Source organism: uncultured Rikenella sp. (genome assembly GCF_910579375.1).
Taxonomy (GTDB): domain Bacteria; phylum Bacteroidota; class Bacteroidia; order Bacteroidales; family Rikenellaceae; genus Rikenella.
In genome coordinates this window covers 1-1,773 of the sequence record NZ_CAJTUJ010000226.1, presented here as the reverse complement: position 1 = coordinate 1,773, position 1,773 = coordinate 1, and the positions used below count along the sequence as shown (strand labels likewise).

The window sequence follows — 1,773 nt, the reverse complement described above, 5'->3', positions numbered from 1 at the left end:
GGCGTCCGGGTGGCCCCGGCGGGACGGAGCGATACTGCGTATCGCTTAACCGCCTCAGCCCAACTCTTTTTTCGCGCGCCTTGGGAAATCTTGTCAAAATGTGCCAGCACATTTTGACAATTTCCCTCTTAAGGCGTCGGCGCACGTCTGTCCTACAGGAGGGTACTGCGCTCGGGCCGCTCGGGCCCCACGTCCCGTGGACGGGAAATGCTCGCGCATTTCCACTGGCCGTCTCTACCCCGTTCTTTGTCCGCGCGCCTGAGGCTGTAGGAGGCGCCGCTTTTACAAGACGTTCACTTCTTTCGAAAGGAGGATCCCGAATTTCGATTCTACGTCGGCGATGATCTGGTCGGAAAGTTGCAAAATCTCCTGGGCGGTCGCGCCGCCTAAGTTGATCAAGACCAAGGCCTGGCGAGGATGGACGCCGACGGTGCCGCTCCGGAAACCTTTCCAACCCGCCCGGTCGATCAGCCACCCGGCGGCTACTTTCACACTGCCCTTCTCGCCTGTCGGGTAGAGGGGCAGGTCGGGATGTTGTGACTTCAACGCCTCGGCCTGAGCGGCCGGTATCACGGGGTTCTTGAAAAAACTCCCGGCGTTGCCCGATACGGCCGGATCGGGGAGCTTCTCGTTCCGGATCGCTGTCACGGCGGAGCGCACGTGAGAGAGGCTCGGGCCGCCGAGGAGCGTCACCCGGTCGTGCAGGTCGCCGTACCTTATATTATAGGTGTACCCCTCTTGTTCCGGAGTGAGGCGGAATTCGACGGCGGTCACGATGGCGCGACCCCGAAGAGGGCCTTTGAAGATGGATTCCCGGTAGCCGAAAGCGCAGGAGGAGGAGGAAAGACGGACGGTTTCGAGACGCTCTGTGTCGAAGTATTCCACGGTCTCGATGGTGTCTTTGGCTTCGGAACCGTAGGCGCCGATGTTCTGAACCGGGGCGGCGCCCACGTATCCGGGAATGGCGGAGAGGTTCTCCAGACCGCCCAGGCCGCGTTCCACGCTCCAGGCGACGAGGTCGTCCCAAACGACGCCGGCTTCGGCTCGAACCAGGGTGGGCTCGACGAGGGTGATCCGGGAGCCGGTCGGGTGGAGGATCAGGCCGGGGAAATGGCCGGTCAGGATCAGGTTGCTGCCGCCGCTCACCACGTACCAGGGCCAGCGGTTCGTCCGGCAGGTCTCGATGAGGCTGCGAAGCTCTTCGGTATCGCGGAATTCGGCCCAGTGGGCGGCGCGGGCTTCCAGACCGAAGGTGTTGTGGGCGAGGAGGGCATAATTCTCGGATATTTTGTTCATCTTTTCGGGTCGATTGGGGTTTGTGTGTGCAAATTTAAAAATAATGACTAACTTCGAGGACGATTATTCCTTTTTAGATATGGCTGTATTTACTCAGAACGACTTGGAGCGGATGGCGGCTCGGGGGACGGATCGGGAGCGGGTGGAGGAGCAGTTGGAGAATTTCAGAAGCGGGTTTCCGTTCCTGAAGATCGACCGGGCGGCGGTGGCGGGGGACGGGATTATGAAGCTCGATCCGGAACGGGCGCAGGTGTTGGCGGGGCTGTACGGACGGGCGGTGGCGGGATTGGCGGTGGAGAAGTTCGTGCCGGCGTCGGGGGCGGCGTCGAGGATGTTCAAGGAGTTGTACGAGTATGTGGCGGAGGGGAAGGGGAGCGCGACGGTGGAGAGGGTGTTGTCGGGGATCGAACGGTTTGCGTTCTATGAGGAGCTGGTGGCGCTGGGGGGGGATATGAAGGATCCGAGGGCGGTGGTGGC

Annotated in this window: 2 protein-coding genes; one reads left to right on the top strand and one right to left on the bottom strand. The window is 61.6% G+C overall.

Annotated features, from left to right (window positions below; genetic code table 11):
* Nucleotides 1-282 precede the first annotated feature (282 nt).
* Entirely contained in the window at nucleotides 283-1,296 is a 1,014-nt protein-coding gene (murB, locus tag QZ302_RS09915; RefSeq protein WP_294594946.1) for a UDP-N-acetylmuramate dehydrogenase, read from the bottom strand.
* A 79-nt stretch (nucleotides 1,297-1,375) separates the two neighbouring features.
* On the opposite strand from murB, the gene QZ302_RS09910 reads away from it, so the two are divergent.
* On the top strand, nucleotides 1,376-1,773 hold a 398-nt coding region (locus QZ302_RS09910; protein ID WP_294594943.1), incomplete at its 3' end, for a DUF4301 family protein.

Excerpts from the sequence above, each read along its gene's own strand:
- murB (WP_294594946.1), bottom strand. The coding sequence starts at position 1,296 with ATGAACAAAATATCCGAGAATTATGCCCTCCTCGCCCACAACACCTTC.